The sequence below is a fragment of the Micromonospora sp. NBC_00421 genome, from assembly GCF_036017915.1.
In the GTDB taxonomy this organism is placed as follows: domain Bacteria; phylum Actinomycetota; class Actinomycetes; order Mycobacteriales; family Micromonosporaceae; genus Micromonospora.
This window is the reverse complement of record NZ_CP107929.1, coordinates 6,248,892-6,273,112: the sequence shown is the minus strand read 5'-3', so window position 1 is coordinate 6,273,112 and position 24,221 is coordinate 6,248,892. Positions and strand designations below refer to the sequence as shown.

General features: G+C 72.8%; 22 protein-coding genes and 1 pseudogene. 7 read left to right on the top strand and 16 right to left on the bottom strand.

The window, feature by feature from the left end; translation table 11 throughout:
- Positions 1-88 precede the first annotated feature (88 nt).
- Positions 89-1,270, top strand: coding sequence for a homogentisate 1,2-dioxygenase (locus OHQ87_RS26865; protein ID WP_328342359.1), 1,182 nt, complete (start codon positions 89-91; stop codon positions 1,268-1,270).
- A gap of 92 nt (positions 1,271-1,362) precedes the next feature.
- Here the strand turns inward: OHQ87_RS26865 and OHQ87_RS26860 are convergent.
- The 4 genes and pseudogenes from OHQ87_RS26860 to OHQ87_RS26840 all read right to left on the bottom strand — a co-directional run.
- A pseudogene (locus OHQ87_RS26860) lies at positions 1,363-2,208 on the bottom strand (tetratricopeptide repeat protein); the annotation flags it as partial.
- 512 nt (positions 2,209-2,720) lie between these two features.
- Positions 2,721-3,203, bottom strand: a complete 483-nt coding sequence (ispF, locus tag OHQ87_RS26850) for a 2-C-methyl-D-erythritol 2,4-cyclodiphosphate synthase (protein WP_328342358.1) — start codon at positions 3,201-3,203, stop codon at positions 2,721-2,723.
- A 16-nt stretch (positions 3,204-3,219) separates the two neighbouring features.
- Positions 3,220-3,915 carry a 2-C-methyl-D-erythritol 4-phosphate cytidylyltransferase gene (ispD, locus tag OHQ87_RS26845; RefSeq protein ID WP_328342356.1) on the bottom strand — a complete coding sequence of 232 codons (696 nt, stop codon included), beginning with the start codon at positions 3,913-3,915 and terminating at the stop codon, positions 3,220-3,222.
- A 54-nt stretch (positions 3,916-3,969) separates the two neighbouring features.
- Positions 3,970-4,455, bottom strand: coding sequence for a CarD family transcriptional regulator (locus OHQ87_RS26840; protein WP_091610855.1), 486 nt, complete (start codon positions 4,453-4,455; stop codon positions 3,970-3,972).
- A gap of 328 nt (positions 4,456-4,783) precedes the next feature.
- On the opposite strand from OHQ87_RS26840, the gene OHQ87_RS26835 reads away from it, so the two are divergent.
- Positions 4,784-5,503: a hypothetical protein gene (locus tag OHQ87_RS26835; RefSeq protein ID WP_328342352.1), complete on the top strand. Its 720-nt coding sequence runs from the start codon at positions 4,784-4,786 to the stop codon at positions 5,501-5,503.
- An 81-nt stretch (positions 5,504-5,584) separates the two neighbouring features.
- Here the strand turns inward: OHQ87_RS26835 and OHQ87_RS26830 are convergent, their stop codons facing one another.
- The 4 genes from OHQ87_RS26830 to OHQ87_RS26815 form a co-directional block, all read right to left on the bottom strand.
- Positions 5,585-6,145 carry a hypothetical protein gene (locus OHQ87_RS26830; protein ID WP_328342351.1) on the bottom strand — a complete coding sequence of 187 codons (561 nt, stop codon included), beginning with the start codon at positions 6,143-6,145 and terminating at the stop codon, positions 5,585-5,587.
- A gap of 91 nt (positions 6,146-6,236) precedes the next feature.
- Complete coding sequence (locus tag OHQ87_RS26825) at positions 6,237-7,298, bottom strand: type III polyketide synthase (protein ID WP_328342349.1); 1,062 nt, start codon at positions 7,296-7,298, stop codon at positions 6,237-6,239.
- A 58-nt stretch (positions 7,299-7,356) separates the two neighbouring features.
- Positions 7,357-8,523 (bottom strand): acyl-CoA dehydrogenase family protein, encoded by a 1,167-nt coding sequence (locus tag OHQ87_RS26820; RefSeq protein WP_328342347.1) that lies wholly within the window; start codon positions 8,521-8,523, stop codon positions 7,357-7,359.
- A gap of 44 nt (positions 8,524-8,567) precedes the next feature.
- On the bottom strand, positions 8,568-9,326 hold the full coding sequence (locus tag OHQ87_RS26815) for a methyltransferase domain-containing protein (protein WP_328342346.1): 759 nt from the start codon (positions 9,324-9,326) through the stop codon (positions 8,568-8,570).
- Between the two features lie 46 nt (positions 9,327-9,372).
- On the opposite strand from OHQ87_RS26815, the gene OHQ87_RS26810 reads away from it, so the two are divergent.
- From OHQ87_RS26810 to disA, 4 genes are all read left to right on the top strand, one after another.
- A complete protein-coding gene (locus OHQ87_RS26810; protein WP_328342344.1) occupies positions 9,373-10,212 on the top strand; it encodes a UbiA family prenyltransferase in 840 nt (279 codons plus the stop codon).
- 141 nt (positions 10,213-10,353) lie between these two features.
- A complete protein-coding gene (locus OHQ87_RS26805) occupies positions 10,354-11,181 on the top strand; it encodes a hypothetical protein (RefSeq protein ID WP_328342343.1) in 828 nt (275 codons plus the stop codon).
- A gap of 94 nt (positions 11,182-11,275) precedes the next feature.
- Positions 11,276-12,727, top strand: a complete 1,452-nt coding sequence (gene radA / locus OHQ87_RS26800) for a DNA repair protein RadA (RefSeq protein WP_328342341.1) — start codon at positions 11,276-11,278, stop codon at positions 12,725-12,727.
- Positions 12,728-12,870: 143 nt separating this feature from the next.
- Positions 12,871-14,052, top strand: coding sequence for a DNA integrity scanning diadenylate cyclase DisA (gene disA / locus OHQ87_RS26795; RefSeq protein ID WP_328342339.1), 1,182 nt, complete (start codon positions 12,871-12,873; stop codon positions 14,050-14,052).
- Between the two features lie 73 nt (positions 14,053-14,125).
- Here the strand turns inward: disA and OHQ87_RS26790 are convergent, their stop codons facing one another.
- From OHQ87_RS26790 to OHQ87_RS26780, 3 genes are all read right to left on the bottom strand, one after another.
- A complete protein-coding gene (locus OHQ87_RS26790) occupies positions 14,126-14,857 on the bottom strand; it encodes a hypothetical protein (protein WP_328342338.1) in 732 nt (243 codons plus the stop codon).
- Between the two features lie 139 nt (positions 14,858-14,996).
- Positions 14,997-15,560 carry a peptide deformylase gene (locus OHQ87_RS26785; protein WP_328342337.1) on the bottom strand — a complete coding sequence of 188 codons (564 nt, stop codon included), beginning with the start codon at positions 15,558-15,560 and terminating at the stop codon, positions 14,997-14,999.
- 173 nt (positions 15,561-15,733) lie between these two features.
- The gene (locus OHQ87_RS26780; protein ID WP_328342336.1) at positions 15,734-16,246 is read right to left on the bottom strand and encodes a glycine cleavage system protein R; all 513 of its coding nucleotides are present in this window, start codon (positions 16,244-16,246) and stop codon (positions 15,734-15,736) included.
- A 96-nt stretch (positions 16,247-16,342) separates the two neighbouring features.
- On the opposite strand from OHQ87_RS26780, the gene OHQ87_RS26775 reads away from it, so the two are divergent.
- Positions 16,343-17,248: an A/G-specific adenine glycosylase gene (locus OHQ87_RS26775; RefSeq protein ID WP_328342335.1), complete on the top strand. Its 906-nt coding sequence runs from the start codon at positions 16,343-16,345 to the stop codon at positions 17,246-17,248.
- 129 nt (positions 17,249-17,377) lie between these two features.
- Here OHQ87_RS26775 and OHQ87_RS26770 read toward each other — a convergent pair whose 3' ends face one another.
- From OHQ87_RS26770 to nadC, 5 genes are all read right to left on the bottom strand, one after another.
- A complete protein-coding gene (locus OHQ87_RS26770) occupies positions 17,378-19,903 on the bottom strand; it encodes an ATP-dependent Clp protease ATP-binding subunit (RefSeq protein WP_328342334.1) in 2,526 nt (841 codons plus the stop codon).
- A gap of 439 nt (positions 19,904-20,342) precedes the next feature.
- The gene (locus OHQ87_RS26765; protein WP_168222573.1) at positions 20,343-20,687 is read right to left on the bottom strand and encodes a histone-like nucleoid-structuring protein Lsr2; all 345 of its coding nucleotides are present in this window, start codon (positions 20,685-20,687) and stop codon (positions 20,343-20,345) included.
- A gap of 112 nt (positions 20,688-20,799) precedes the next feature.
- On the bottom strand, positions 20,800-22,308 hold the full coding sequence (gene lysS / locus OHQ87_RS26760; RefSeq protein WP_328342331.1) for a lysine--tRNA ligase: 1,509 nt from the start codon (positions 22,306-22,308) through the stop codon (positions 20,800-20,802).
- A gap of 127 nt (positions 22,309-22,435) precedes the next feature.
- Entirely contained in the window at positions 22,436-23,194 is a 759-nt protein-coding gene (locus tag OHQ87_RS26755) for a type III pantothenate kinase (RefSeq protein WP_067302186.1), read from the bottom strand.
- Between the two features lie 101 nt (positions 23,195-23,295).
- Positions 23,296-24,192 carry a carboxylating nicotinate-nucleotide diphosphorylase gene (nadC, locus tag OHQ87_RS26750; RefSeq protein ID WP_328342326.1) on the bottom strand — a complete coding sequence of 299 codons (897 nt, stop codon included), beginning with the start codon at positions 24,190-24,192 and terminating at the stop codon, positions 23,296-23,298.
- Positions 24,193-24,221 lie beyond the last annotated feature (29 nt).

The window sequence follows — 24,221 nt, the reverse complement described above, 5'->3', positions numbered from 1 at the left end:
GAATCTACGGGACGCTGTCAAGGAACGGACAGCAACGTCCGGTTATCGGACGCCACCGGCCGGATATCGGGACGAAACGGGAGGCGACATGCCGTACTACCGCAGCGTCGGCGAGGTGCCCCGCAAGCGGCACACCCAGTTCCGCCAGCCCGACGGCAGCCTCTACACCGAGGAGCTGATGGGCCAGGAGGGCTTCTCCGCCGACTCGTCCCTGCTCTACCACCGGCATCCGCCGACCGCGATCGTCGCCGCCGAGGAGTTCACCCCACCCGGTTACACCCGGCTGCCGAACCATCCGCTCAAGCCGCGCCACCTGCGTACCCACCAGCTCGCCGGCGCGGGGCCCGACCCGGTGCTCGGCCGGCGTCACCTGCTCGCCAACGACGACGTCCGGATCGGGTACGCGCTGGCCGACCGGCCGTCCCCGCTCTACCGCAACGCCACCGGCGACGAGTGCCTCTATGTCGAGGCGGGCACGCTGCGGCTGGAGTCCACCTTCGGCGCACTCGACCTGGTCGCCGGCGACTACGTCGTCGTCCCCACCTCGACAGTGCACCGGCTGGTCCCCACCGGCGACACCCCGGTCCGGCTGCTGACCATCGAGGCCAGCGGGCACATCGGCCCACCGAAGCGCTACCTGTCGGTGCGCGGCCAGTTCCTCGAACACTCGCCGTACTGCGAGCGGGACGTCCGGGGGCCGGACGCGCCGTTGCTCGTCGACGGGACCGACGTCGAGGTGCTGGTCCGGCACCGCTCCCGGGCCACCGGCACCGCCTGGACCCGGCACGTCTACGCCCACCACCCGTTCGACGTGGTCGGCTGGGACGGGCACCAGTACCCGTGGGCGTTCTCCATCCACGACTTCGAGCCGATCACCGGCCGCATCCACCAGCCGCCGCCTGTGCACCAGACCTTCCAGGGCCCCAACTTCGTGATCTGCTCGTTCGTCCCCCGCAAGGTCGACTACCACCCCGACGCCATCCCGGTGCCGTACCACCACCACAACGTCGACTCCGACGAGATGCTCTTCTACACCGGCGGCAACTACGAGGCCCGACGCGGCTCCGGCATCGGGCAGGGCTCGATCTCGCTGCACCCGTCCGGCTTCACCCACGGCCCGCAGCCGGGTGCGGCGGAACGCTCGATCGGCGTCGACTTCTTCGACGAGCTGGCCGTCATGGTCGACACCTTCCGCCCGCTCGACCTCTGCGACGCCGCCGTGGAGTGCGAGGACACCGACTACGCCTGGACCTGGACCCGCCGCCCCTGACCATCCGCTGCCGACTGCCCTGGCGCACCCGACCGCCCGGCGTTCCTGCCGCCGACTGCCCCGGCGTTCCTGAACGCCCCGGCGGGACCGCCCTAGACGCCCGCGCGGGTGGCGGCGATCAGGGTGGCGGGCACCGCGACGGCGATGGCGAGCACCAGCGGCCACGGGCTGCCCACCAGGGCGAAGAGCAGCAGCAGCGCCAGGGCGGTCGGGACGGCGTACACGGCGAGGGCCAACGGCCGGTCCTCCCGGCGCAGCACCGGCAGGACCACCCGGCTCAGCTCGGGGACCTGCCGGGCCAGCCGCCAGGCCAGCAGGCCGCCACCGGCCGCCGCCAGCACCGCCACCAGTCGGCTCGCCCCCGCCCCGCCGGCGGCCAGGACGGCGAGCAGCAGGCTGGCGACCAGCGACCAGCCGCCACCGACCAGGACGAACCGGCGCAGCCCGGTCCACAGCGGCAGCTTCTCCGCGCGGGCCGGGTGCACCGGCGCCAACGCGGCAACCTGTTCCAGCGCCAGCACCCAGCGACGCCGCTCCAGCCGTAGCACCCCCGGGTCGTGCCGGGCCTCGGCCAGCTCCGGGTCGAGCCGCAGCGCCTCCCGGTAGGCCCGCTCGGCCAGGTCGAACAGCTCCAGCCGGCCGGCGACCAGGGCCAGCACCAGGTGCGCCTGCGGCTCGTCGGGGGCCAGCTCCACCCCACGCCAGGCCGCGTTCAGCGCCGGCTGGCCGTTGCGCGCCTCGGCCAGGATCGCCGCCGCGCTCCGCTGGGCGTACGCGTCGGCCGGCCCGGCCGCCAGGATCCGATCGGCGGTACGGGCCGACTCGGCGTACTCCCCCAGGTCGGCGAGGGCGATCGCCCGGACGACAAGCGCGGCGGTCGGCACCATCGCGCCGACCTCCCCGGACGGGCCGGACCCGACCGCCGGTGCGGTCCGGCCCGGCGGCGGCGGTCCTGGTGTGACAGGCGGCACCGAGAAGCCCACCTGTTCCGACGAGCCGGGCGAGCCTGGCGGGGCCGACGGGCCGGGCGAGCCGGACGGGGCCGACGGGCCGGGCGGGCCAGACGAGCCGGGCGAGCCTGGCGGGGCCGACGGGCCAGGCGGGTCCGGCAGTGCCGACGGGCCAGGCGGGTCCGGCAGTGCCGACGGGCCAGGCGGGTCCGGCAGTGCCGACGGGCCAGGCGGGTCCGGCAGTGCCGACGGGCCAGGCGGGTCCGGCAGTGCCGACGGGCCGCCGATCGCCGCGTCGGCGGCGGCGACCGCCGCACCGGGGCGGTCGGCGGCGAGGTGCAGCCGGGCCAGCAGCGTCAATGCGGACGGGTCGGCCGGGGCCAGGGCGAGCGCGAAGCCCAGCTCCTCGGCGGCCTCGTCGTAGCGGCCCAGCTCGGCAAGCAGTTGGGCTCGCTGCCGGTAGCCGTCCAGGGTCGATTCGTCGTCGGTCACTGCCGGCCCTACCCCGCCGCCGCGTCGTAGACCAGGGCCACCGCGATGCCGGCCAGGCCCTCGCCCCGCCCGGTGAAGCCGAGCCCGTCGCTGGTGGCGGCGGTGACGGTGACCGGTGCACCGACCGCCGCGGAGAGCACCCGCTGTGCCTCCTCACGACGCGGGCCGATCCGGGGCCGGTTGCCGACCACCTGCACCGAGACGTTGCCGATCCCGAACCCGGCCGCGCGGACCCGGCGGGCGGACTCGGTGAGCAGCGCCACCCCGGAGGCGGCGGCCCACTCCGGCTGGTCGACCCCGAAGTTGGCCCCGAGATCACCGAGCCCGGCGGCGGAGAGCAGTGCGTTGCAGGCGGCGTGCGCGACCACGTCGGCGTCGGAGTGCCCGGCCAGGCCGTCCTCGCCGGGCCAGTGCAGGCCGGCCAGCCAGCACGGCCGGCCAGCGGCGAAGGCGTGGATGTCGGTGCCGACGGCGACCCGGGGAACGATCATGAATCGAGGGTACGCGTCAATGCCCGGCGGCCAGCAGCTGCTCGGCCAGGGTCAGGTCGAACGGGCGGGTGACCTTCAGCGCGTACTCGGAGCCGGGCACACAGAACACCGGCACACCCCGCTTCTCGACCAGGCCGGCGTCGTCGGTGAGCGGGTCACCGGCGGCGGCGTGCGCGGCGGCCAGCACCTCCCGACGGAAACCCTGCGGGGTCTGCACGGCCCGCAGGGCGGACCGGTCGACGGTGCCGAGGACGACGCCGTCGCCGTCCACCCTCTTGATCGTGTCGACCACGGGAAGCACCGGGATCACCGCGTCGTGGCCGGCCCGGACCGCCGCCGCCACCGCCTCGACCAGTGCGGCCGGGGTGAGCGCCCGGGCGGCGTCGTGCACCAGCACGATGCCCGGACCCGGCGGCACGGCGGCCAGGGCGTTCGCCACCGACGCCTGTCGTTCGGCACCACCCGCCACCACCAGGACCGGGGCCACCGGGGCCAGCAGCCGCCGGACCGCGTCGACCTCGGCGGCCGGCGCGGCCACCACCACGGTGTGCACCGACGGGGCGGCCGCGATCCGGCGTACCGCGTGCACCAGCAGGGGCTCCCCGCCGAGCAGCCGGAGCGCCTTGGGACCACCCGGACCGAGTCTTACCCCGGCACCGGCGGCAGGAACGAGGACCGCGACGTCACCGCGCGGATTGAGCTGCGCGGTCACGTCGCGGTCCTCGGGAATTCTTCGCTACGCAGTGGGTACGACGATGCGGTGGGATCAGGCCTCGGTGAGGACCTTGTCGAGCAGCGACTCCGCCTCGTCCTTGGTGCTCTTCTCGGCCAGCGCGACCTCGCCGACGAGAATGTCACGGGCCTTGGCGAGCATGCGCTTCTCACCCGCGGAAAGGCCCCGCTCCCGCTCCCGACGCCACAGGTCGCGGACGACCTCGGCGACCTTCAGCGGGTTGCCGGAGGCCAGCTTCTCCAGATTCGCCTTGTAACGCCGCGACCAGTTGGTCGGCTCCTCGGTGTGCGGTGCCCGGAGCACGTCGAAGACCTTTCCCAGGCCTTCTTCGCCGACCACCTCACGGACGCCCACGATCTCGGCGTTCTCGGCGGGCACCCGGACCGTCAGGTCACCCTGCGCGACCCTCAGAACCAGGTATTCCCTGGGCTCACCCTTGATGACCCGAGTCTCGATTGCCTCGATGAGTGCGGCCCCGTGGTGGGGGTAGACAACGGTCTCGCCGACGCTGAAAACCATAGGTTCGAAACCCCTTTCGCTGTGTCTAGGGTAACACGCTCAGGCACCAATGTCCCGCTGCCGTCCTGACCGTTGGCGCAGCTCAGGGGCCCTGTGAGAGGTCTTGCTTCGGCTTGACAGGCGGCCAAACCAATGGTTCAGACACGCTCCGTGAGCAGCGGATGACAACCCGGTACGGGCGGACGGAGCGTGGATTTCTCGGGCTATGCGCTCCTCCCATGGTAGCCCGGCGGCGTCCCGGCCGCCCAGGTCTGGCGGCAGGAGGGTCCGTGCGGGAGGCTGGAGGGGTACCGCACACCGCTCGCCGCACCGCTTACCGGGGGGTCCGATGGGCATGCCTGACGCAGAGGGACACGGACTGCCCGATCTGCCGCCGGAGTGGGGTCGGGTGGTGGTGCCGGACGACGCGTCCGCGCTCGCCGAGGAGGCCGCCCAGCTGCGCCGCGAGCTGCGCCGCCGCAGCTCGGCCACCCGCTGGCGACGGCGGCTGGGGCTGACCCCCCGCCCGGACGGCCGACCACCGCTCGGGCTACCGCTGTTGATGCTCCTGGTGGCGGTGCTGGCCACCACCGTCGGTCTGGTCACCGTCACCTGGCCCCGGTCGTCCCGCGGCACCGACCGGCCCACCGTGCTGCCGCAGTCGGCCTCGCCACCACCGCTGGTCGGCCGGTCGCTGCCCGCCCTTGACCTGGTCGACGTCGACCAGCGGCCGGTCCCGCTACGCGGTCTGCTGCCCGCAATGATCATTCTGGTGGACGGGTGCGCCTGCGCCGCGCAGGTGGCCGCCGCCGCCAGCGCCGCACCCGAGGGCGTCCAGGTGGTAAGCGTCGCCGGTGGGCGGGAGGTGACTCCCGCCCCACCCGTCGGCGGCCCGGTACGCGCCCTCGCCGACCCCACCGGCGAACTGCGCGCCGCGTTGCACCTGCCCGCCCGGCCCGACACCGCCCCGGCGCTGCTGGCGGACCGGGCCGGCACGGTGGTCCGGGTCCTGCCCGAGCTGGGTGCCGCCGTCGACTACCGGGACGACCTGGCCCGGCTCGCCGGCTGACCCCGCCACGAGGGCCAGGAAGTGCCGGTGCGGGTGCCGGCCGGCCCCGCGCAGCGGGCATAGCCGCGCAGTAAGCGTCGCTCAGGGCACCGCGACGACCTGCGCCTCCAACTCGACCGACCCCGGCCCCACCGCCGAGAACTCCAACCGGGTGAGCCCGTCCGGGCCGGTCAGCTCCCACGCGACCAGTTCACCGTCGCAGTCGGTCTGTCGTCGTTCCGGCGGATCGTCGTGCAGGATCGAGATCAGCAGGGTGCCGTCTCCCGAGCAGCGGTACTGGAACAGGTGCCGCGCGCCGTCGGCCACCGACTCCCGGCGGACCGGCGCCCGCCCGGCCACCAGGGTCATCCGCTCGCGCCACCGGGTGTCGGTGAACGTCGGCAGCCCCACGTCGGGGTCGCCGGAAGCGCCGGGCAGCTCGGTCGACTCCAGCACCCGACCGGTCCGGGGGTCGATCACCACGACGCGCCGGGTCGCCTCCGTCCGGGCCGACGATTCCGGCGACACCGTCGCCGTCCCGGTCCGGCCGGTCGCCGGGGCGGTGGCCGACCACCACCAGCCGCCCCCGAGCAGGGCGAGCAGGACCGCGCCGGCCAGCACCGCACCGCGCAGCCGGTCCCCACCGCCCGCCTCGACCCCCACCCGGCGAGGGTAGCCAGACGCCGGCCACGGCGCTCGGCGCAGCGCCGAGTCCACCGGCCCCGACCAGGCATTCCACCGCGGACCAGGGCGGTCAGGACCGGCGTTCGAGGAGAGCCGCGTAGAGGGTGAGCCCCGGGCCGAAGGCGAGCAGCACGATCCACCGGGGCGGCACCGCTCGCCGGAGCAGCCGGTCCACGATCAGCAACGCCGTCGGCGAGGAGCAGTTGCCGTGCTCGTCGAGGACCGCCCGGGAGGCCGCCAGCGCGTCGTCGGGCAGTGCCAACTCCCGCTCCACCACGTTGAGGATGCGCGGCCCACCGGGATGCACCGCCCAGCCGTCCACCTCGGCGATCGTCGTGCCGTGCCGGGCCAGCAGCCCGTCGATCAGCCCCCGGACGTGCGTCGATAGCACCTGCGGCACCTTCGGCGACAGGCCCATCCGGAAACCGGTGTCGGTGACGTCCCAGGTCATGTGGTCGGCGGTCGAGGTGTCGGTGACCGAGGCGACCTCGCGCAACGCGTAGCCCGGCGTGCCGGTCTCCGCCCCCGGGACCACCACGGCGGCCACCGCGGCGTCGGAGAAGAGGGCGTGCGAGATGATCTGCTGGGTGTCCATCCGGGCCGATGCCGGCTGGATGTGCAGGCTGGTCAGTTCGGCGCAGAGCAGCAGCGCCGGTCGACCCCGCGCGGTCACGAAGTCACCCGCCGCGCCCAGCCCCGGCAGGGCCGCGTAGCAGCCCATGTGCCCGACGAACATACGCTGGGTGTCCGGGGCCATGCCCAGGTCACGGGCGAGCAGGATGTCCAGCCCGGGGGTGGCGTAGCCGGTGCACGAGCAGACCACGAACAGGCCCAGGTCGCTCGCCGCGAGCCCGGCGACGGTCAACGCCCGGCCCACCGCCTCCTTGCCCAGCGGCAGGGCCTCCACCTGGTAACGCCGCATCCGTCGCTCGGTCGGCCAGTCCGAGACGTCCTCCAGCAGCGGGTTGACCGCCGCCTGCCGGCGGGACACCCCCGAGTTGGCGAAGATCCGCTCGGCCAGCGCCCGGGTGGCACCCGAGAAGTGCTTCGCGAAGTACCCCGTCCAGAGTTCGTCCTGGCTGGCACCGGGCGGATGCGCCGTACCCAGCCCCGCGATCAACGGCACGGCCATCTGTCCCCACCTCTCGTCGACACTGCGCCTCCGGCGGCCACCCCGACCTCCGTCACCCTCACCAACGAGGGGCCGTTCCGTCGCGGTCCGGGTCACCCCCGAGCACCGCCACCCCGAGCCAGTCGGCGCACACGTCCGAGGTCGCCGGGTGCAGCGAGCCGCAGCGGGCGTCCCGGTAGAGCCGTTCCAGCGGATGCCCCCGCCGGGTCGCCGAGGTGCCGGCCGCCTCCAGCATGGACGCCGCCACCTCCGCCGCCGTGCTGCCGGCGAGCAGTTTCGCCCGCCATACCCACCGGTTCGTCTCCTCGTCACCGGGGGCGTCGTCGACCCGGCGGGCCGCCTCGGCCACCACCAGCTCCGCCGCCGCCACCGCCGCGTCCGCCCGGCCGAGCCGGGCCCGGACCGCCGGCAGACCACCCAGGTCCCGGGCGTTGAGGTGCTCGGCGGCGGCGTCCACCGCCGAGCGGGCCACCCCCACGTAGACGGCGGCATAGCTGGCCACCAGCCAGTGCGGCATGAGCTGGGCGACCACCAGGGCAAGCCCCTCCACGCCGCCGAGCAGCCGGTCCGCCGGCACGGTCACGTCCAGGTGCAGGTCGTGCGAGGAGGTGGCCCGCATGCCCAGGGCGTCCCAGGTCGGTTCCACGGTCACTCCCTCCCCGGCGGGGACCAGGAACTGGGACACCACCGACGGGTCGACGGCACTGCGCGCGGCCACCAGGTAGCCGTCGGCGTGACCGGCCCCGGAGCAGAACGCCTTGCTCCCCTTGACCCGCCAACCGCCGTCGACCGGCTCGTAGACCGTGCTGAGCCGGGACAGCCGGGCCCCCGCGCCGCGTTCGCTCATCGCCACCGCGTACCAGGCGCCCTCGGCCGCCGCCCGGAGCAGCCGGTCCCGGGCGGCCAGCGCCTCGTCCGGTACGCCCAACGCCTCGGCCAACTCCTCGGTGACCGCGCCGAGCGCGCCGGTGACCGAGGCGTGCATGTTGAACACCAGCGCGGTCGCGCCGTTGCCCCGGGCCAGCTCGGTGGCGACCGCCGCGTACCCGGCGAAGGAGGAGTCGACGCCCCCCAGCCCGGCCGGGACCATCAACCCGAAGAGCCCGGCTTCCCGCAGGTCGGCGAAGTCGTCGACCGGGAAGGTGCCGTCCCGGTCGTGGCCAGCCGCCCGCGCGGCGAACCTCGGCGCCAACCGGCGGGCCGCCGCCAGTACGTCCACAGTCATCCGCTCCCCTTCCTGGGTGTTCCTGGTACCCCGAACCGGGGCGGCTACCCGTGTCGGACCCCACGGCCCTGGTAGAGCACCGCCGTCGACCAGGTCTGTCGGATCCTGGGCCCGCCGTCGCGCCGTCCCCGGCCGACACCCCCGAGGGCGCGCCGCACCAGCCAGCCCAGTGTGCCCCGCAGACCCGGGCGGACCCCCCGCACCCGCAGCGCGACACCGTGCCGGGCGCACTCGGCGACCAATTCCCGGTCGTCCACGAACAACCGTGGGTCGTGGATGCCCCGGGGCACCGTGGGCAGCCGTTCACCCAGCTCCACCGCGATCAGCCGGGCCAGCACGGTGTCGTTGAGGGTGTCCAGCACCAGCAGCCCGCCGGGGCGCAGCAGACGGCACGCCTCGGCGACCGCCGACCGCCAGTCGGGCACGTGTTCGAGCAGCTCACCGGCGGCCACCACGTCGGCGCAACCGTCGGCGAGCGGCACCGCCGTGGCGTCTGCGGCGAGCACCGTCACCCCGTGTGCCGCCGCCTGCTCCAGCGCCGACCGGGTGAGGTCCACCCCGACGTGCCGGTAGCCCTTGCCGGCCAGGTGGGGGGCCATCAACCCGGCACCACAGCCGAGGTCGACCAGGACCGCGTCGGGCCGGGTCGCCGGCGGCACCAGGGCCGCGCGGGCGCGGGCCAGCCAGTGCAGCATCGCGAAGGCGCCGTCGGGCCGCCACCACTCACCGGCGAGGTCGTCGTACTGGCGGGGGTCGTTGGGGGGCAGCACCCGGACACCGTTGGACACCGCAGCGTCACGCATGGCACCGAGCGTGACACGACCGGCCGGTAACGACCAGACTTCCCGTATGTCGAGGACGATGTCGGGGCTGGTCAGGGCGAGTCATCCGGAACCGGGCCTGGCCGTGACCACGGTGGCCGGACTGCTCGCCGTCGGGGTCGGCCACCGTCCGGCCGGGACGGTCGCCGTGGTGCTCACCGTGCTGTCCAGCCAGCTCGCCGTCGGCTGGACCAACGACGCGGTGGACGCCGGGCGGGACGCCACGGTGGGGCGTACCGACAAGCCGATCGCCGCCGGGCTGGTGGATCGCCGCACGGTGGTGGTGGCCGCCAGGCTGGCCGCGATCGCCACCGTGCTGTTGGCGTCGACCACCAACCCGGTCGCCGCGTTCTGGTACACCCTCGGCCTGGTCTCGGCGCTGCTCTACGACTGGCCGCTGAAGTCCACCCCGCTCTCGGTGCTGCCGTACGCGGTCTCCTTCGGCACGCTGCCCGCCTTCGTGGTGCTCGCCCTCCCGGGGGCACCGACGCCACCGGTCTGGCTGATCGTCGCGGCGGCCTGCCTGGGCGCGGGGGCGCACTTCGCCAACGTGCTGCCCGACCTGGCCGACGACGCCCGCACGGGAGTACGCGGCCTGCCGCACCGGCTCGGTGCCACCGGGAGCCGGCTGGCCGCCGCCGGACTGCTGCTCGCCGCCACCGTCACCCTGGTCCTCGGGCCACCCGGACCACCGTCGTGGGTCGGCTGGGCGGCCGTCGTCGCGGCCGTCGCGGTCCCGGCCGTCGGCTGGTACGCGGGACGCGCCGCCACCCGGGGTGGCGGTCGCTCGGTGGCCGCGTTCCGGGCGGTCATGGTGGTGGCCCTGATCGATGTGGTGTTACTGGTGGCGAGTGGTCGGGTGGTCTGACCGGCACCCGCCCGGGTGGCGGCACCGGGTCCGCGTGCGGCCCTCGATCAGCTCCAACTACCCTGGAGCGCGGTCTGCGCGGGTATGACCACCCCGTGCCCGGGGTACGGCCGGGTGCGGATCGTGACGAGGAGGACCGACGTGACGCGCTCGATCAGGGGTTCCCGGCGGACCACCCTGCTGCTGTCCGGCCTGGCGGCGACGACCGCCCTGCTCGCGACGGGTTGCGGGGCGGGCCAGGTGTCCGAGACCGCCAACAAGCAGCCGTCGGTCCAGGGTGTGAACGTCCAGACGCCGGACAACGCGTACAAGGTGCGCGGTCTCTACGTCGCGTACCCGGGGGAGAGCGGCTTCGCCGCCGGTGGGAACGCCGCGATCAACACGGTGATCTACAACGACACCCGGGAGCCGGTCACCGTCACCGTCACCACCGACAGTGCCCGGCAGATCCTGCTCACCGGGGCCGCCGGCTCGGCCAGCCCGTCCGGCTCCGCGTCCCCGTCCGAGACCGGGAGCGCGTCCCCGTCGGGCACCGCCTCCCCGTCTGAGGGTGCCTCCCCGTCTGAGGGTGCCTCCCCGTCGGAGGGCGCGTCCCCGTCGGGGGGTGCTTCGCCCTCGGAGGGCGCGTCCCCGTCGGACACCGCGTCGCCGTCGGAGGGTGCTTCTCCCTCGGCGGCGGCCAGCCCGTCCGCGCCGGCCGGACAGCCGGCCCGGATCGAGATCCCGGCCCTCGGTTACGTCCAGCTCAACGTGCAGAACGGCAGGCACCTCCAGCTCGTCGGGCTGAACGAGGCGCTGCGCAGCGGCCAGCAGGTCAACCTGACCTTCGACTTCGGCGGCGGTCGTACCGTCAGCACCCCGGTCCCGGTCGGCGTGCCGCTGAGCCCGGCGGCCCCGGCCTCCCCGATCGTGCACCGCGAGGGTGGCGAGGAGAGCAGCCAGGAGGGCAGCTCCGGCCACGGCGGCTGACCCGGGCAGGACCCGAAGGCACCGACGACACCGTCGGCGTGGTGACCACCACGCCGACGGTGTTTTCGTCACCGGTCGGGGTTAGCGTCCTGGGGTGACCACCCCCCGATCGACTCCCGCCCGTGGTGCGTCCGGCGCGGCCCGGGGCCGGGCCGCCCGTGAGCCCCGCCCTGCCTACGCCTGCGACGCCTGCGGCCACCAGCCGCCCAAGTGGGTGGGGCGCTGCCCGGAGTGTGGCGAGTGGGGATCGGTGGTCGAGTCCACGGTCACCGGGCCGGTCGTCTCCGGCCGGGTGGTCAGCTCCCGGATGCCGGCCGAGCCGGCCCGACCGATCGCCACGATCAGCGCCGCGCCGGCCCGCGCCCGGCCCACCGGGGTCAGCGAACTCGACCGGGTCCTCGGCGGCGGCCTGGTCCCCGGCGCGGTGGTCCTGCTCGCCGGCGAGCCCGGCGTGGGCAAGTCCACCCTGCTGCTCGACGTGGCGCAGCAGTGGGCGGCCACCGCGGGCAGCCCGTCGCTGGTGGTCAGCGGCGAGGAGTCGGTCAGCCAGGTCCGGCTGCGCGCCGAGCGGATGGGCGCCCTGCACGAGCAGCTGTGGCTGGCCGCCGAGAGCGACCTGGCCGCCGTGCTGGGTCACCTCGACGCGGTCAAGCCGGGCCTGCTGGTCCTCGACTCGGTGCAGACCATCTCCACCACCGGCAGCGAAGGGGTGCAGGGCGGGGTGACCCAGGTGCGGGCCGTCACCGCCGCCCTGGTCGCGGTCGCCAAGGAGCGCGGCATCGCCACCGTGCTGGTCGGCCACGTCACCAAGGACGGCCAGGTCGCCGGTCCCCGGGTGCTGGAGCACCTGGTCGACGTGGTGCTGCACTTCGAGGGCGACAAGCACTCCTCGCTGCGGATGGTCCGGGGCGTCAAGAACCGGTTCGGTGCGGCCGACGAGGTCGGTTGCTTCGAGATGCACGAGGGGGGCATCAGCAGCCTGGCCGACCCGTCCGGGCTCTTCCTCACCCGCTACTCCGAGCCGGTCCCGGGCACCTGCGTCACGGTGGCGATGGAGGGGCGCAGGGCGCTGCTGACCGAGGTGCAGGCGCTGATCGGGGCGACGGTGGCCGGCTCGCCCCGGCGTACCGTCTCGGGGCTCGACGGGGCCCGGTTGGCCATGGTGCTGGCGGTGCTCCAACGTCGTACCGAGCGGCTGACCCTGCACGACCGGGAGGTCTTCGCGGCCACCGTCGGCGGGATCCGGGTGGTCGAGCCGGCCGCCGATCTCGCGGTAGCGCTGGCGGTCGCCTCCGGCGGGCTCAACCTGGCGATCGCGCCGCACCTGGTGGCGATCGGCGAGGTCGGGCTGACCGGCGAGGTACGCCGGGTCGGTGCGGTCCCCCGCCGACTCGCCGAAGCCGCCCGGCTCGGCTTCCGGACGGCCCTCGTGCCGCCCGGATGCGGCCCCGACAGCACCGGTGCCGGCCCCGGGAACATGCAGGTGACCGAGGTCACGGACGTGCGATCGGCGCTCCAGGCTGTCGCCCGTGCATCCGCGGAGTGACCGAGGGTGGCCGACACCCACGGACCGGTCGGGCCATACCGGACAACGCCCGGCACGTCCGGCAGGTGGGAAGACCCCGACGCCGTGACACATCACAGTAACCACGGGAGCACCCACCGCAGGGCAGTCCGTAGACTGTGCGCGTGCCGACCGACCGCGACGCCGCCAAGCCTGCCGGCGCGACGCCCCACACCCGCGCCGCTGCCGTGGGCTCACCCACCCGTCCGATCAGCGTGAGCGTCACCGGGGCCACCGGCAGCGCCGGTGATCCGCTGCGGGCCAACCTCGCCCTGATGGCACCCGGAACCGCGCTGCGCGACGGGCTCGAACGCATCCTGCGTGGGCGGACGGGTGCCCTGATCGTGCTCGGCTACGACAAGGTCGTCGACGGGATCTGCACCGGCGGCTTCCCGATGGACGTCGAATTCTCCGCGACCCGGGTCCGCGAGCTGTGCAAGATGGACGGCGCGGTGGTGCTCTCCAGCGACGGCACCCGGATCGTCCAGGCCGGCGTACACCTGATGCCCGACCCCTCCATCCCCACCGAGGAGTCCGGCACCCGGCACCGCACCGCCGAGCGGGTGGCCCGGCAGACCGGCTATCCGGTCATCTCGGTCAGCCAGTCGATGCGGATCATCAGCCTCTACGTCAACGGCCAGCGACACGTGCTGGACGACTCGGCAGCGATCCTCTCCCGGGCCAACCAGGCCCTGGCCACCCTGGAGCGCTACAAGCTCCGCCTCGACGAGGTCTCCGGCACCCTCTCCGCGCTGGAGATCGAGGACCTGGTCACCGTCCGGGACGCGGTCGCAGTGGTGCAGCGGCTGGAGATGGTCCGCCGGATCGCCGACGAGATCGCCGGGTACGTGGTCGAGCTGGGCACCGACGGCCGGCTGCTCGCCCTTCAACTCGACGAGTTGATGGCCGGCGTCGACGCCGACCGCACCCTGGTCATCCGGGACTACCTGCCCACCGGCCGCAAGTCGCGCACCCTCGACGAGGCCCTGGTCGAGCTGGACCTGCTCGGCGCGACCGAGCTGATCGACCTGGTCGCGGTCGCCAAGGCGATCGGTTACCCGGCCGCTTCCGACGCCCTCGACGCGGCGGTCAGCCCGCGCGGGTTCCGCCTGCTGGCCAAGGTGCCCCGGCTGCCGGCGGCGATCGTCGACCGGCTGGTGCTGCACTTCGGCAGCCTCCAGCGGCTGCTCGGTGCCACCGTGGAGGACCTGCAGGCCGTCGAGGGGGTCGGCGACGCGCGGGCCCGGGGCGTCCGGGAGGGGCTGTCCCGGTTGGCCGAGGCGTCCATCCTGGAACGCTACGTCTGACCGGCGTCGGTCACGACCAGGCTGACCGGCTCGGCCGAGCCGGTCAGCGCCGGTGATCGACCCGCGGCCCGGGTCAGCCGGTGACGACCAGTTTCACCGGCTCGCTCAGCTTGGTGCCAACCCGGGCGAAGACCTGGTAGTTGCCGGCCGGCGGGTTGGGCCCCGAGGCCACCCCCTGGCTGCACCGGCTGGCGTCCATACCGTTCCAGGTGAGCTGGTAGGAGCGCTCGAAGCCCGGGGTGAAGGACTGCGGGTCGGAGCCCTTGCCGGTGCCACAGGTGTCCGACGACCAGACCTTCTCCGCACCGGACTTGATGAACAACTCCTGGACGTCCGCGCCGACGTCCCGGTTACAGGTCCGCTGTGACTTGTTCCGGATCTTGAGGCTCAGGTCCACCGGGGCACCCCGACGCACCTCGGCGGGGAGCGCCACCGGGGTCACCGCGATCTCGCCGTCGGTGCAGGTGCCGTCGTCCACCCGGGCCGGATTGACAGGTGCAGCGGGCGGATCGGCCGGCGGCGTGCTGCTCGTACCCGGGGCGGTGGTCGGCCCGGCCGACGAGTCCGGCGAGTCGGACGGACCGGACGGTGACGCGGACCCGGGAGGCGGCGAGGCGGCCGTCGGCGACGCGCCGCCCGCCGCGGGAGCCGACGTCGAGGACCCGGCACCCGGTGTGGTGCTGGTGTCCCCGGACCGGGTGCACGAGTAGAGCAGGACAATCAGAAAGAGAAGCCCCGCCCCGAGTACGACGGCGCGACGCCGCCAGTACACGGCGGATGGCAGGGGACCGACCGTCAGACGCATGATGCCCCCACCGTAGCGGCGCGACGCACGAGGACCGGGAACGACTCGCCGGTCGCCGACCACCGGCTCGGAAACGACCCTCCACTCACGACGGTCGCCCGGAATTCGGCCCGGCTCCCCCACCCCCGCACAGGACGCGTCACAGGTACACCTTGCGCTGGTAGACCGCGTGCGCACCGGCCACCCGATCGAGGAAGAGCAGGCCGGCGCAGTGGTCGATCTCGTGTTGCAGTGCGCGGGCCTCGAAGCCGTCGGTGACCAGCCGGACCGGCGCACCACTGCCGGGCAGCACCCCCTCGACCACCAACCGGCTGGCCCGCTTCACGTCACCGGTCAGGTCGGGCACCGACATGCAGCCCTCCCGGCCCGGCTTCCACCGGCTCGCCTCCACCACCCGGGCGTTGCAGAGCACGAAGGTGCCATGCACCGTCACCGCCTTGGGATGGCCGGTCACGTCCACCGCGAACACCTGCGCGCCCACCCCGATCTGCGGCGCCGCCAGACCCACGCAGCCGGGTGAGACCCGCATGGTGGCCACCAGGTCCGCAGCGAGCCGGACGGTCTCCTCGGCGGTCGGGTCCACCTCCGGCCCCGGCCGGCTCAGCACCGATTCGGGGGCACAGACCACCCGGCGCACCTCCCCCGGTACGCCCAGCGCCGCCGGGGTCCAGCCGCCGAGCCCGGCGTACGGCTCCCCGCTCACGGGATCATCTCCGTTCGCGACTGCGGGGCTCGCAAACCCCGCTCACTCCTCGCGCTCACGGGATCACCTCTGTTCGCGACTGCGGGGCTCGCAAACCCCGCTCACTCCTCGCGCTCACAGGATCACCTCTGTTCGCGACTGCGGGGCTCGCAAACCCCGCTCACTCCTCGCGCTCACAGGAGTTCCGGGTCGGCGGGGCGCAGGGAGAACCCGACACCCAGGTCGGCGGCGACCTCGGAGAGCCGGCCGGTCAGGTCGTCGGCGCTGCCCGCAGGCAGGTCAACCTCGGCCACCACCACGTAGAGCGAACCGGCCAGCCGGGTGCTCAGGTCCGTCACGTTGCCGCCGGCCTCGGCGATCACCCGGGTCATCGCCGCCACGATGCCCATCCGGTCCGCGCCGTGCACCGCCAGCACGTACGGCTCACCCGCCGACGCCGACGTACCGTCCGGGGTGACCGCGCGTACGGTGGCCAGCAGTTGGCCGTCGGCGGCCAGCGGGGCCATGGCCGCCTCGACCTCACCGGCGGTCGGGCCGACACAGACCAACGTCATGGCGAAGTGACCGCGCAGCCGGGTCATGGTGGAGTCGGTGAGGTTCGCCCCGAGCCGGGCGAGCACCTCGGCGACGTCGGCCACGATGCCGGGCCGGTCCCGGCCGATGACGGTGATCGCGAGCTCGCTCATCCGGGCATTCTGCCCGATCCGTCGGGCACCCCGGGGACGCCCCGCCCTTCCCGCCCAACCAGCGGGAAGGCACGGCGTGACATCATCGTCGGCGCGATGACTGAACCCACCTTCACCACCCTGGTCAGCCGGTGGTACGAAAAGAACGCCCGCGACCTGCCCTGGCGGGTGCCCGGTATCGGGGCCTGGCCGATCCTGGTCAGCGAGGTCATGCTCCAGCAGACCCCGGTGGTACGCGTACTCCCCGCCTGGCACGCCTGGCTCGGGCGGTGGCCCGATCCCGCCGCCCTCGCCGCCGACACTCCGGCCGAGGCGATCCGGATGTGGGGCCGGCTCGGCTACCCCCGTCGGGCGGTACGGCTGCGCGACTGCGCGGTGGCGATCGTGGAACGGCACGGCGGTCGGGTACCCGACCAACTGGACCAGTTGCTGGCGTTGCCCGGCATCGGGACGTACACGGCCAGGGCGGTCGCCGCGTTCGCGTACGGTCAGCGGCACCCGGTGGTCGACACGAACGTCCGGCGGGTCGTCTCCCGGGCCGTTGCCGGCGACCCGGACGCCGGCCCGGCCACCACCCCGGCCGACCTGGTCGCCTGCGAGGAGTTGCTACCGGTCGAGCCGGCGGCTGCGGCGCTTGCCAGTGCCGCCTTCATGGAACTCGGCGCGATCGTCTGCACCGCCCGCTCGCCGCGCTGTCCGGCCTGCCCGGTCGAGTCGGTCTGTGCCTGGCGGGCCACCGGCCAGGTGGCGCCCGCCGGCCCGACCCGCCGACCCCAGCGGTACGCCGGTACCGACCGTCAGGTGCGGGGACTGCTGCTCGGAGTGCTCCGGGACGCCACCGGCCCGGTGCCGCACCAGCGGCTCGACCAGGTGTGGCACGACGACGTGCAGCGGGCCCGGGCCCTGGCCGGGCTGGTGAAGGACGGCCTGGTGGAGCCGGTCGGTGAGGAGAATTTCCGGCTCATCGGCGACGGCCCCGCCGCCCAACCCCTCCCCGGCTGACCGCGGGTCACGACAGCCAGTGCCGCCCCACGGTGAGCAGGACCCGCACCGTGGGCGGACAGATTGAAGGGCGACGGCCCGGTGGCTCACGCCACCGGGCCGTCGCCCTCGTGCTCTGTGCCCTGCCGACTACTCGCCCGTGGTGGCAGCGCCACCCAGGTCGGCCGGGACGGCGTCCGGCACCTCGGCCGGACGGTCCGAGCCGTGGAAGACGAGCTTCGACTTCTCGATGTCGTCCGGGTCACCCTCGCAGTCCACCACCACGATCTGACCGGGGATCAGCTCGTTGAACAGGATCCGCTCGGAGAGGTTGTCCTCGATGTCGCGCTGGATCGTCCGACGCAGCGGACGGGCGCCCAGCACCGGGTCGAAGCCCTTCTTGGACAGGTACTTCTTGGCGTTGTCGGTGAGCTCCAGACCCATGTCCTTGTTGCGGAGCTGGCCCTCGATCCGCTGGATCATGATGTCCACGATCGAGAGGATCTCGTTCTGACGCAGCTGGTGGAAGACGATGGTGTCGTCGATCCGGTTCAGGAACTCGGGCCGGAAGTGCTGCTTGAGCTCGTCGTTGACCTTCTGCTTCATCCGGTCGTAGGTGGACTCGGAGTCCTCCGACTGCTGGAAGCCCAACGACACCGCCTTGGCGACGTCCCGGGTGCCCAGGTTGGTGGTCAGGATGATGACCGTGTTCTTGAAGTCCACGATCCGACCCTGGCCGTCGGTCAACCGGCCGTCCTCCAGGATCTGGAGGAGGGTGTTGAACACGTCCGGGTGGGCCTTTTCGATCTCGTCGAAGAGCACCACCGAGAACGGGCGACGACGGACCTTCTCGGTCAGCTGCCCGCCCTCGTCGTAACCGACGTAGCCGGGAGGGGCACCGACCAGGCGGGACACCGTGTAGCGGTCGTGGAACTCGGACATGTCCAGCTGGATCAGCGCGTCCTCGCTGCCGAACAGGAACTCGGCAAGTGCCTTGGACAGCTCGGTCTTACCGACACCGGACGGGCCGGCGAAGATGAACGAGCCGGACGGTCGCTTCGGGTCCTTCAGGCCGGCCCGGGTACGCCGGATCGCCTTCGACACCGCCTTGACCGCGTCCTCCTGGCCGATGACGCGCTTGTGCAGCTCGTCTTCCATCCGCAGCAGCCGGGAGGTCTCCTCCTCGGTCAGCTTGTAGACCGGGATGCCGGTCCAGTTGCCCAGGACCTCGGCGATCTGCTCGTCGTCGACCTCGCTGACGACGTCCAGGTCACCGGCCTTCCACTCCTTCTCGCGCTGCGCCTTCTGACCGAGGAGCTGCTTCTCCTTGTCACGCAGCTGGGCGGCCCGCTCGAAGTCCTGCGCGTCGATCGCGGACTCCTTGTCGCGGCGCACCTGGGCGATCCGCTCGTCGAAGTCACGCAGGTCCGGTGGCGCGGTCATCCGGCGGATCCGCATCCGGGCCCCGGCCTCGTCGATCAGGTCGATCGCCTTGTCGGGCAGGAACCGGTCGGAGATGTACCTGTCGGCCAGAGTTGCGGCTGCCACGAGGGCTGCGTCGGTGATGCTCACCCGGTGGTGCGCCTCGTAGCGGTCCCGCAGGCCCTTGAGGATCTCGATGGTGTGGGCCAGCGACGGCTCACCCACCTGGATCGGCTGGAAACGACGCTCCAATGCGGCGTCCTTCTCCAGGTGCTTGCGGTACTCGTCGAGGGTGGTCGCGCCGATGGTCTGCAGCTCGCCCCGGGCCAGCATCGGCTTGAGGATGCTCGCCGCGTCGATCGCGCCCTCGGCGGCACCCGCGCCGACCAGGGTGTGGATCTCGTCGATGAACAGGATGATGTCGCCGCGGGTGCGGATCTCCTTGAGCACCTTCTTCAGGCGCTCCTCGAAGTCACCCCGGTAGCGGGAGCCGGCGACCAGGGCACCGAGGTCGAGGGTGTAGAGCTGCTTGTCCTTCAGCGTCTCGGGCACCTCGCCCTTGATGATCTTCTGGGACAGGCCCTCCACCACGGCGGTCTTACCGACGCCGGGCTCACCGATCAGGACCGGGTTGTTCTTGGTGCGGCGGGACAGCACCTGCATGACCCGCTCGATCTCCTTCTCGCGCCCGATCACCGGGTCGAGCTTGCCCTCGCGGGCAGCCTGAGTCAGGTTACGACCGAACTGGTCCAGCACGAGGCTGGTCGACGGGGCGGCCTCACCCGTCGCGGTGCCGGCGGCGGCCGGCTCCTTGCCCTGGTAGCCGGAGAGGAGCTGGATCACCTGCTGGCGGACCCGGTTGAGGTCGGCGCCCAACTTCACCAGCACCTGGGCGGCCACGCCCTCGCCTTCACGGATCAGCCCGAGCAGGATGTGCTCCGTGCCGATGTAGTTGTGGCCGAGCTGCAGCGCCTCGCGCAGGGACAGCTCCAGCACCTTCTTGGCCCGGGGCGTGAACGGGATGTGCCCGCTCGGCGCCTGCTGGCCCTGGCCGATGATCTCCTCGACCTGCTGACGGACGCCCTCCAGGGAGATGCCGAGGCTCTCCAGGGCCTTGGCCGCGACGCCCTCACCCTCGTGGATCAGGCCCAGCAGGATGTGCTCCGTACCGATGTAGTTGTGGTTGAGCATCCGGGCCTCTTCTTGGGCCAGGACGACAACCCGTCGCGCTCGGTCGGTGAACCGCTCGAACATGCCCTCGTGCTCCTCACGTGCCGTGCGCCTCGACTGCGAGATCTTGGCGGGGCCGGTGCGCGAACGTCCGGGACGGGCGTCCGTGCCTCCTTACTCTATCGCCGCTGACCGACTCCGCTGAGGTCGTGTCTCCTCGCACCGAGCCGTTCCGACGTCGTTATGACCAACCATCCGCGCTCAGGAGGTGTTCCGGCACCCCAACCTGTACGCGCAGAGCGAAATTCCCGGGTGCACGGGACACCCGCCGGGGGCCTTCGTGGGCCATCCACAGGCTGTGGACGAACTATCCACCGGCTGTGGACAACGCCCCCGGCACCGGAGAACTTCCCTCCCGGAGCCGGCTCGGCGAGCGCCCACCGCGACGCCGGGAGACACCCGGAGACGGCGACGCCGGCCCGGAGGGGGTGCTCCGGCCCGGCGTCGGGTCGCCGCCGACTGCTCAGCGGGTCGCGTGGTACTCGTCGACGATCTCCTGCGGGATGCGCCCCCGGTCGGAGATGTCCTTGCCGTTCTTCTTGGCCCAGGACCGGATCGCCTTGTTCTGCTCGCGGTCGGCCGTCGCACCGCCCCGGCCCCGGGCGGCCCGGCCGCCCACGACCACGCCGCCCCGACCGACCCGGGTGCCGGCGGCCACGTACGGCGCGAAAACGTCCCGCAATTTGTCGGCGTTGGAGTTCGACAGGTCGATCTCGTACTGAACGCCGTCGAGGGCGAACTTGACGGTCTCGTCCGCGTCCCCGCCGTCCAGGTCATCGACCAGCTTGTGAATGATCTGCTTGGCCACGTCCCACATTCCTTTCGAGCAGGGTGCTCCTGCAATAGGAGCACGATAACCTGCCCGATGCTTGCCGCGTCAATAGGATGGCGTAACGACCCGGCTAAGGTCCTGCCGCCGGCTACTCGGCGCGGACCAACGGGAAGAGGATGGTTTCCCGAATTCCCAGGCCGGTCAGCGCCATCAACAGCCTGTCGATTCCCATTCCCATACCCCCGGCCGGCGGCATTCCGTACTCCATCGCCCGGAGGAAATCCTCGTCCAGCCGCATCGCCTCGTCGTCGCCCCGGGCCGCCAGCTGCGCCTGCGCGACCAGCCGCTCCCGCTGCACCACCGGGTCCACCAGCTCGGAGTACGCGGTGCCCAGCTCGAAACCGAGCACGTAGAGGTCCCACTTCTCGGCCAGGCCCGGCTCACTGCGGTGGGCCCGGGTCAACGGGCTGGTCTCCTCCGGGTAGTCCCGGACGAAGGTCGGTGCCTGGAGGCCCGGCACCACCAGTTCCTCGAACAGCTCCTCGGCCAGCTTGCCCGGACCCCACTTCGGGTCGACCGCGAGCCCCACCTTGTCGGCGTACTCCACCAGGCGGGCCCGGTCGGTGCGGACCGTGACCTCCTCGCCGAGCGCCTCGGAAAGCACCCCGAAGAGGGTCACCGAGCGCCACTCGCCGCCCAGGTCGAACTCCTGGCCGTCCGCGTGGGTCACCGTCGTCGAGCCGCTGACCGCCACCGCCGCCTGCCGCACGAGATTACGGGTCAGCGCGGCCATCGTGTCGTAGTCGCCGTACGCCTGGTAGGTCTCCAGCATGGCGAACTCCGGTGAGTGCGACGAGTCGACTCCCTCATTGCGGAAGTTGCGGTTGATCTCGAAGACCCGGTCGACCCCACCGACCACGGCACGCTTGAGAAACAGTTCCGGCGCGATTCGCAGATACAGATCGGTACCGAGTGCATTGCTGTGGGTCACGAATGGGCGGGCCGCCGCGCCACCGTGCAGCAACTGGAGCATCGGCGTCTCGACCTCGATGAATCCCTGCCCGTGCAACGAATCACGCAGGCTACGCACCGCCGCGGCCCGGGTGCGGACCATCTGCCGGGCCTGCGGACGGACGATCAGGTCCACGTAACGCTGCCGTACCCGGGCCTCCTCGCTCAGCGGCTTGTGCGCCACCGGCAGCGGACGCAGCGCCTTGGCGGTCACCGCCCATTCGTCGGCGAGCACCGACAGCTCACCCCGCCGGCTGGTGATCACCTCACCGGTGACACCCACGTGGTCACCCAGGTCGACCAGGCGCTTCCAGTCGTCCAGCCGCTCCGCCCCGACCCGGTCCAGGGAGAGCATCGCCTGCAGCTCGGTGCCGTCGCCGTCGCGCAGGGTCGCGAAGCAGAGCTTGCCGGTGTTCCGTACGAAGATCACCCGACCGGTGACCGATACCCGGTCCCCGGTCGCGGTGTCGGTGGGCAGCTCGGCGTAGCGCTCGCGGACCTCGGCCAGGGTGCTGGTCCGGGGAAAACCGACGGGGTACGGCTCGACGCCCTCGGCGAGCATCCGGTCCCGCTTCTCCCGGCGGACCTTCATCTGCTCGGGAAGGTCGTCGGCGGGGTCCACTGGCACGGTGTTCTGCTCGGTCACGGCACGCTTCCTCGGCTAAGGGAGTTTCGACGGGGTCAGCCCATGAGCGTACTCAAGGGCCCGGCGGGTCGTTACGGGATAACCTGCCCGCCGTGGTCGAGCACACCCGGCACCGCCCCGGCGGCCCTCAGGTGTTGCGTTCGTAGACCATCCGGAGGCCGATCAGGGTGATCATCGGCTCGTGGTGGGTGATGGTCCGGCACTCGCCGATCACCACCGAGGCCAGCCCGCCGGTGGCGATCACCGCCCTGACCTCGCCCAACTCCTCGGTCATCCGCTCGACGATCCGGTCGACCTGCCCGGCGAAGCCGAAGTAGAGGCCGGACTGGAGGCACTCCACGGTGTTCTTGCCGATCACCGAACGGGGCTTGTTCGCCTCCACCTTGCGCAGCTGGGCGGCGCGGGCCGCCAACGCGTCGAAGGAGATCTCGATGCCCGGGGCGAACGCCCCGCCGAGGAACTCGCCCCGGCCGCTGATCACGTCGAAGTTGGTGGTGGTGCCGAAGTCCACCACGATCGACGGACCCCCGTAGAGGGTGTACGCGGCCAGCGTGTTGACCACCCGGTCCGCGCCGACCTCCTTCGGGTTGTCGATGGCCAGTTGCACGCCGGTGCGTACCCCGGGCTCGACGACCACGCTCGGCAGGTCGGCGTAGTAGCGGGCCAACATCGTCCGCAGCGAGCGCAGCGCCGCCGGCACCGTCGAGCAGGCGGCCACCCCGGTGATCTCCACGGCGTCGCCGGCCAGCAGCCCCCGGAACATCAGCCCCAGCTCGTCCGCCGTGGAACGGGCGTCGGTCTTGATCCGCCACGAGTGCACCAGCTTGTCGCCGTCGAAGGTCGCCAGCACGGTGTTGGTGTTTCCGATGTCGATGCAGAGCAGCACGCACGCAGCCTAGACGCCGACCGGCCGGCTGGAGGCGAGGAGTGGACCGGGCCCGGTGCCCGCGCCGACCGGGGGCACCGACGCCCGGCAGCCCGTCCGGCTCACCGCTCGCGCAGGTCCAGGGCGATGTCCAGGATCGGCGAGGAGTGCGTCAGCGCGCCCACCGAGAGGAAGTCCACCCCGGTCGCCCCGTACTCGGCGGCCACCTCCAGGGTCAGCCCACCGGTCGCCTCCAGCTCGGCCCGGTCGCCGACCGCCGCGACCACCTCGCGCAGGGTCGCCGGGGACATGTTGTCCAGCAGCAGGAAGTCCGCGCCGGCCTCGACCGCCTCCACCGCCTCGGCCGGGGTGTCCACCTCGACCTGCACCGGCACCTCCGGGAAGGCCTGCCGGACCCGCCGGAAGGCCGCCCCGATGCCCCCGGCGGCCAGCTTGTGGTTGTCCTTGATCATGGCGACGTCGTACAGGCCCATCCGCTTGTTGGTGCCACCGCCGGCCCGGACCGCGTACTTCTCCAGCATCCGCAGGCCCGGCGTGGTCTTGCGGGTGTCCAGCACGGTCGCCTTGGTGCCGGCCAGGGCGTCCGCCCAGGCCCGGGTGTGGGTGGCCACCCCGGAGAGCCGGGAGAGCAGGTTCAGCGCGGTGCGCTCGGCGGTGAGCAGCAGCCGGGTCGGGCCGGTCACCGTGGCCAGCACGTCCCCCCGGGCCACCCGTGCGCCGTCGTGGGCCACCACCACCACCTCGACGGTACGCTCCGCGGCGGTCACCTCGCCGACCAGCTCGAACACCGCAGCGGCCACCGTCAGCCCGGCCACCACCCCGTCGGCCCTCGCCACCAGGTCGGCGGTGTCGGTCTGCCCGGCCGCGATGGTGGCGACGCTGGTGACGTCGAGGAAGTCCGCCCCCAGGTCCTCGGTGAGCGCGTCGACGATCACCCGCCGCACCCGTTCCGGGTCCAGCCCACCGGCCGTCAGCGCCTGCCGCGTCGATTCCCGCACTGTATCTCCTTAGTTCGCCACTGCGGGGC

Excerpts from the sequence above, each read along its gene's own strand:
- OHQ87_RS26790 (WP_328342338.1), bottom strand. The coding sequence starts at position 14,857 with ATGCGTCTGACGGTCGGTCCCCTGCCATCCGCCGTGTACTGGCGGCGT.
- OHQ87_RS26835 (WP_328342352.1), top strand. The coding sequence starts at position 4,784 with ATGGGCATGCCTGACGCAGAGGGACACGGACTGCCCGATCTGCCGCCG.
- OHQ87_RS26865 (WP_328342359.1), top strand. The coding sequence starts at position 89 with ATGCCGTACTACCGCAGCGTCGGCGAGGTGCCCCGCAAGCGGCACACC.
- ispF (WP_328342358.1), bottom strand. The coding sequence starts at position 3,203 with ATGATCGTTCCCCGGGTCGCCGTCGGCACCGACATCCACGCCTTCGCC.
- OHQ87_RS26775 (WP_328342335.1), top strand. The coding sequence starts at position 16,343 with ATGACTGAACCCACCTTCACCACCCTGGTCAGCCGGTGGTACGAAAAG.
- OHQ87_RS26810 (WP_328342344.1), top strand. The coding sequence starts at position 9,373 with ATGTCGAGGACGATGTCGGGGCTGGTCAGGGCGAGTCATCCGGAACCG.
- OHQ87_RS26770 (WP_328342334.1), bottom strand. The coding sequence starts at position 19,903 with ATGTTCGAGCGGTTCACCGACCGAGCGCGACGGGTTGTCGTCCTGGCC.
- OHQ87_RS26815 (WP_328342346.1), bottom strand. The coding sequence starts at position 9,326 with ATGCGTGACGCTGCGGTGTCCAACGGTGTCCGGGTGCTGCCCCCCAAC.
- OHQ87_RS26820 (WP_328342347.1), bottom strand. The coding sequence starts at position 8,523 with ATGACTGTGGACGTACTGGCGGCGGCCCGCCGGTTGGCGCCGAGGTTC.
- OHQ87_RS26825 (WP_328342349.1), bottom strand. The coding sequence starts at position 7,298 with ATGGCCGTGCCGTTGATCGCGGGGCTGGGTACGGCGCATCCGCCCGGT.
- OHQ87_RS26840 (WP_091610855.1), bottom strand. The coding sequence starts at position 4,455 with ATGGTTTTCAGCGTCGGCGAGACCGTTGTCTACCCCCACCACGGGGCC.
- OHQ87_RS26780 (WP_328342336.1), bottom strand. The coding sequence starts at position 16,246 with ATGAGCGAGCTCGCGATCACCGTCATCGGCCGGGACCGGCCCGGCATC.